This window comes from uncultured Gardnerella sp. (assembly GCF_947280595.1).
GTDB classification, from domain to species: domain Bacteria; phylum Actinomycetota; class Actinomycetes; order Actinomycetales; family Bifidobacteriaceae; genus Bifidobacterium; species Bifidobacterium vaginale_A.
Genome location: NZ_CAMYOS010000012.1, coordinates 36829 through 43096 on the forward strand (window position 1 = coordinate 36829; position 6268 = coordinate 43096).

Annotated in this window: 4 protein-coding genes; all 4 read right to left on the reverse strand. The window is 32.5% G+C overall.

The features are described 5' to 3' along the window. Window positions 1-4: 4 nt before the first annotated feature. The 4 genes from gyrB to dnaN all read right to left on the reverse strand — a co-directional run bounded on the left by gyrB (window position 5) and on the right by dnaN (window position 5631). Complete coding sequence (gene gyrB / locus Q0X59_RS04780) at window positions 5-2080, reverse strand: DNA topoisomerase (ATP-hydrolyzing) subunit B (protein ID WP_103043335.1); 2076 nt, start codon at window positions 2078-2080, stop codon at window positions 5-7. 276 nt (window positions 2081-2356) lie between these two features. After that, window positions 2357-2815, reverse strand: a complete 459-nt coding sequence (locus Q0X59_RS04785) for a DciA family protein (RefSeq protein ID WP_103043336.1) — start codon at window positions 2813-2815, stop codon at window positions 2357-2359. After that, entirely contained in the window at window positions 2812-4290 is a 1479-nt protein-coding gene (gene recF / locus Q0X59_RS04790) for a DNA replication and repair protein RecF (RefSeq protein WP_297643527.1), read from the reverse strand. Before recF ends, Q0X59_RS04785 begins: the two co-directional genes overlap by 4 nt. Window positions 4291-4509: 219 nt before the next feature. After that, complete coding sequence (dnaN, locus tag Q0X59_RS04795) at window positions 4510-5631, reverse strand: DNA polymerase III subunit beta (RefSeq protein WP_297643529.1); 1122 nt, start codon at window positions 5629-5631, stop codon at window positions 4510-4512. Window positions 5632-6268: the final 637 nt, after the last annotated feature.

Below are 6268 nucleotides of genomic sequence, written 5' to 3' on the forward strand. Positions count from 1 at the left end.
AGATTTAAGCATCAATGAAACGTGCATCATGAGCATTTCGCTGAATGAAAAGTCTACGAGGCTCTACTTCATCACCCATAAGCATTGAGAACGTTTCATCAGCACGAGCAGCATCTTCAATATGAATTTGCTTTAAGATTCTATGATCAGGATCCATAGTAGTTTCCCACAATTCCTGATAGCTCATCTCACCTAAGCCCTTGTATCTCTGAATACCTTCACCCTTAGGAAGTTGACGACCAGCAGCTTTACCTTCTGCTAAAACTCTATCTCGCTCAGCATCAGTATAAACAAAATCATGTGCTCCCTTACTCCACTTTAAACGATAAAGCGGAGGCATAGCTACGTAAACGTATCCTGCAGTAATCATAGGACGCATGTATCTGAAGAACAAAGTCAAATTCAATGTAGCAATATGAGCACCATCGACATCAGCATCAGCCATAATAATAACTTTGTGATATCTAACTTTGCTTAAATCAAAATCTTCACCATAACCGCCGCCAACAGCCGTAATTAAGGATTCAATCGTTTCTGATTTCATCATCCTGTCTATTGAAGCACGCTCAGTGTTCAGAATCTTACCACGCAAAGGCAAAATTGCTTGAGTAATAGGATCTCTACCTTGAATTGCTGAGCCACCTGCAGAATCACCCTCTACTATGAATAATTCGCATTCTTCAGGATTATTTGATTGGCAATCCTTCAATTTATCTGGCATTCCAGCAGTTTCAAAAATAGACTTGCGTCTAGTATTCTCTCTAGCTTTCTTTGCAGCTAAACGTGCACGAGATGCTTCAATTGATTTTTGAATAATATTCTTTGCTTCACTTGGATGAGCATCAAACCAATCACCGAGTTTTTCAGTCATAACTCGCTGAACAAAAGTCTTAGCTTCGGAATTTCCAAGCTTAGTTTTTGTCTGACCTTCAAATTGAGGAGTGGTAAGTTTTACTGAAACAACAGCAGTTAAGCCTTCGCGAACATCGTCACCAGAAAGATTAGTATCTTTTTCTTTTAATATATTCTTTTCACGCGCATAACGATTTACTAAAGTAGTAAGAGCTGCACGGAAACCTTCTTCGTGAGTTCCACCTTCAGTAGTTGAAATTGTATTAGCAAAAGTATGAACTGCTTCAGAATAAGCAACAGTCCATTGCATAGCAATTTCTGCAGAAATACCAATTTCAAGATCTTCAGCCTCAAAATCAATAACATCTGGCTCTACTGGAACAGCTTTACGAGATTTAACTAAATAGTCAACGTAATCTTTAATACCATGCTCGTATCTATAACTCACACTTCTATGTTTATCTTCATTACTAGATTCAGCATCCCCTGCTACTTCATCACCTGCTTCATCAGGCTTTCGCAAATCAGTTAAGGAAATTTTTAATCCCTTATTAAGAAATGCCATTTGCTGGAATCTAGAACGTAATGTTTCAAAATCATAAATAGTAGTTTCAAAAATTGCAGCATCCGGCCAAAATGTAACAGAAGTACCAGTTGATTCACCTTCTGCCATTGGCTCACCTTTAGCTAAAGGAGCAGTTGGATGCTGATTTATATAAGTTTGAGTCCAATGGAATCCTTGACGTCTAACTTCAATATCTACTCTTGTAGAAAGTGCATTAACTACAGAAATACCAACACCGTGAAGACCACCTGAAACAGCATAACCGCCGCCGCCAAACTTACCACCTGCGTGAAGCTTAGTCATAACTGTTTCTACACCAGAAACACCTTCTCCAGGTACTTCATCAACTGGAATACCACGTCCATCATCAACAACTCTAATTGCATTATCTGGCAAAATCGTCACTTCAATGTGAGAAGCATAACCAGCTAAAGCTTCATCAACAGAGTTATCTACGATTTCATAAACCAAATGGTGTAATCCTCGAGGACCTGTTGAACCAATGTACATACCTGGACGAATACGCACTGCTTCTAAACCTTCGAGCACACGAAGATCACTAGCATCGTAATGTTCAGGAGCAAGCGAATCATCAAGTTGAGCATCATCTAACTTATGCTCATCATTGATTTTCTCTATCGAATCGTCTTCCATATTTGACAACTTCGATCCCTTCCCGTATTGCCTCGCAAAATATGCTATTCACAAGGTCGATACACGCTAGAAAGCACATAAAAGGGGGTTCTAGCGATTGAACTATAACATACGACATTCTACACATATACCCTGACGGCTTAAGAATAAGAGCCATTGTAAAGATTTGGCTTTATATAGCGAAATATAAAGATTAAAATACTAAATAACAATATTAAAAAATAAAACTAGAAACCAAAAAACTAAAACTAAAACTAAAACTAAAAACAAAAACAAAAACAAAAACTAATGTTTTTTATCAGTTGAAATAACTAACTTTATATTTTTAATATTTTTTATACTCTTTTCCTCTATTTTTTTAAGAATAATTTTTTTAGATGAATTAACTAAAAATTTTGTAATTGTATAAGCAGACTGATTATAAGCGCTGATAATTAAAGTTTCTTTATCTAAATCTTCAACTTTGCTAAATTTTGCATTATATTCACCAATAATATTTGGCCATAGCTTATTTAATTTAGAAATTGTAAGGAATTTGTCCCAATTATGATTATGAGCAAATAAGTCTAAAACAGAATTTAATTTGCTAGGATCTCTTCCAGGCTTACCAAAACTTTCCCAAGAATCCTCTTGCTTTTGATCTCGCTTTTCTAATTTTTCTCCCTTATTTTTAATAGGTTCAAAAATAAGTGATGGTAAAACTCTAGTATCAAGATTCAAAATTAAATGTACAGGCTTCTTCATATTCTCTCACCATTGTTTTCTTTACTGCTTACATCATTTGAATCACTACTACTCGAACCACTACTTGAATCACTACTACTCGAACCACTTAAATTTCGCTTAGAAATAACTTCATCGATAATACTTTTATGACTAGAATCAATGTTTTGAATAGTATTATTAAAATTATTTTCACAAAAAACTAATTTAGAAACATCAATAAAAGAATCACTTTTTATAACATCATTTTTCGGTATATCACTTAATGAAGCAACAGTAATAAAAACTTGACCTTTATTACGAATAAAATTGACTATTTGCAATCTACGCGACTCATCTAATTGAGAAAAAACATCATCTAAAATAATAATAGGTTTTTGATTATTTTTATCTTCTAAAGCCTTAAATAAAGACATTTTCAGAGCTAAAGCAATAGTCCAAGACTCTCCATTAGATGCAAAATCTCTAGCATCAAATCCGTCAAGTTCTATAGAAAAATCATCACGATGAGGGCCAATAAGATTACATCCTCTAGCAACTTCACCAGCATAGATACGTTGAAAATGCTCACTTATTTTTGAAGCACAACTTTTAAATAAATAATCACTATTTTTTTCGCCAACAGAAACTTCACCATTTGTATCACGGCAAAAAACGCCATCAACATTACAATCAAGATTACAGTTATTTTCACCATTAGCATCGCTAAAAACATCAAAAACTTCTTCAAAAGAAGGATTATAAATTATATTTGCATTTTGCTTACAGCTAGTTATTTCACTTATAATAGATGAAAAATATTTTGAAAGTTCTTTGATAATTTTTATGCGATTTTTAGTTATGGAAATACCAACTTCAATCAATCTTCCAGTCCAAATTTCCAAACTTGAAAGAGAAACATTTACAGAATTATTTGATAATTGTTTTAATAAAGCAGTTCTTTGCTTAGCAATATGCTTATATTCTTGAATAAGTCTAGAGTATCCAGATATCAGTAAAACTCCAGCTTGATCTAAAAAAGTTCGACGATTAGAAGGATCTCCTAATACTAAAAACTGATCTCTTGGAGTAAAAGAAACAGATGGTATTAAGCCAACGACATCTCGCATATAAATAGATTTTCCAGAATTTATACGAGCGCGATTAGCTCCTCTAGAATTCAAAGTAACTTCATAAGTACAAATTTCGTTACAAGAATCGTTTAATTTTTCATTGTCTAATAAATTCTTATTTTTAAAAGTATTATTTAAATCACTTAAACTATTTAAATTATTAACATTAAAACGAATAGTTGCAGAAGAATTTCCTTTTTTAATAAGTGGAGTTGTTAAAGAAGTTCTATGACTTACTCCAGTTGAAATAACTTCAATAGCTTCAACAATATTTGTTTTACCTAGACCGTTATTACCATAAAAAACATTAATATCAGTATTGCAATCAATTACACAATGATTCCATGATCTAAAATTATCTAGAGCAATAAGCGAAATATGCATTATTCCTCCTAAAAAAAAATGCTAATCAAAATCTTTTAAAACTAATGTTTTTTATATTCTAATATTTTTATTTTATTATTTAATGATTTATTTATTCTTATTTGTTTTCTAAATAAAAATATTTACCTTTGAATGATATTTAGCAGAAAATTTAAGATTATAAATAATCTATTAAAACATCATTCAAAGGCTAAGAATCTAATATTTTTATTGCTATTTTTATCGTGGAAGCATTGGAACAACAAGATAACGATAAGTTAGAGATTCATCTCCATCTATTTCTTGTTGTCCATTAAATTCTACTGGTTTAACAGCTGTTTTTATCTTCACATGAACGTATGGCTCAGTAATATTATTTAATCCTTCAATTAAGAAATTAGGATTAAATTTAACTTGAATATCTTCTCCATCCATGTCAATGTTAATGCTCTCTTTTGCTTGTGATTCATTTGAATCTCCAGCGAAAAGAGTTAGCTCTTGACCTTCAAATGAAAGAGTAATAGAAGGATCTCTACCTACGACTAGTGAAACTCTTTTAATTGCGTTAATAAGATTTTGTTTATCAATAACAGCGTGAATAGAATATTCTTCTGAGAATAAGAGATCTAAAGAAGGAAATTCGCTATCAATAAGTTGAGCTGTAGTGGAATGATATGAATTTTCAAATCCTAAGAGATTAGGATCTTCAGCATTAAGATTTATTAAAACATTGCTATTATCGTTTAAAGATCTAGATATATCTTTAAGTAAAGTGCCCATAATAAGAGCTTCAGTGTTTATATCTTGTTTTTCTGGAGTCCACTTAAAAGATGCTCTAGATAGCCTATATCTATCAGTTGAAGTCATAATAACAGAATCATTTTCAAAGCGAACATGAATTCCTCTAAGAACAGGTCTTTCATCGTCACGTGAAATAGCTACAGAAGCTTGATTAACTGCTTGAATAAAAGTAGGTGCATCAACTTGACCTAATTTTTCAGGCATTGTAGGAAGATCTGGATATTCACTTTCAGGCATTAGTTGCAAATTAAAAGTTGATTTTCCAGAAGTAATAGTCAAAGTAGTTTCATTTGAGGATAATGTTGTTTTTTCGTTAGGTAGAAGTTTAGTTATTTCGGCTAATAGGCGACCAAGAACTAGTATGCTTCCATCTTCTTCAACTTCAGATTCAATATGGTTTTTGCTTGAAACTTGATAATTGAAAGCAGAAAGGTTTAGCGTACCATTTGATGCTTCAATTTTTAATCCAGCAAGAATAGGGTTTGCTGGTCTAGAATCTATGATTCTTGTGGTCCAAGCTACTGCGTCTGCAAAGGCTTCGGAATTAACTTCTACTTGCATACTTCCTCGTTTCTTAAAATCTTAATTTAGTTTAGCGTAAGGTGTTACCCGAAATCTTTTCAAAAGCTGATATAAAAAATGGTTGGTTATTACTTTAGTTATTAAATAAAATAAAAATAATATTCATATTAAGCACCGTGGATATGTGGATAACTAATAAAAATCAAGAAATAAGAAGGCTTATCCACAAAAAGAGAATGTGCATAACTTGTGGAAGTCAATGTGCATAACTTGGCGACTTATCCACATTCGGAGCTATTTCTTGGCGTATCCACATTTTAAAGGCTTTTATTAACTTGTTATCCACATTTTTTAGCGGCGTTTTCCACGACTTATACCCAGGGTTTACCCACATTTGTTAATAAATATGTGGATAACTTTTTATTTTTTTATTAACTACCCAATAATAAGTTTGTGGAAAACCGCTTTTTATAGTTAAAAATAAATCAAAAATTCAGAACGAAGGCGAAAAATTCGTAAAAATTATTTATGAAAAAATAATACAAAGATTTACAACGTATGCTTTGCTATTAGTTAGGCAGAGATTTAAGATTTTTCGCCCTGAATGAGATCTTTAGTGCCATTTTTTATCGCGCACGCACTAACAGTTCGACACTTCGCTGGCGAGGAAGTCCAC

Coding starts and splice junctions, on each gene's coding strand:
- Q0X59_RS04785 (WP_103043336.1), bottom strand. CDS start 2,815: ATGAAGAAGCCTGTACATTTAATTTTGAATCTTGATACTAGAGTTTTA.
- recF (WP_297643527.1), bottom strand. CDS start 4,290: ATGCATATTTCGCTTATTGCTCTAGATAATTTTAGATCATGGAATCAT.
- dnaN (WP_297643529.1), bottom strand. CDS start 5,631: ATGCAAGTAGAAGTTAATTCCGAAGCCTTTGCAGACGCAGTAGCTTGG.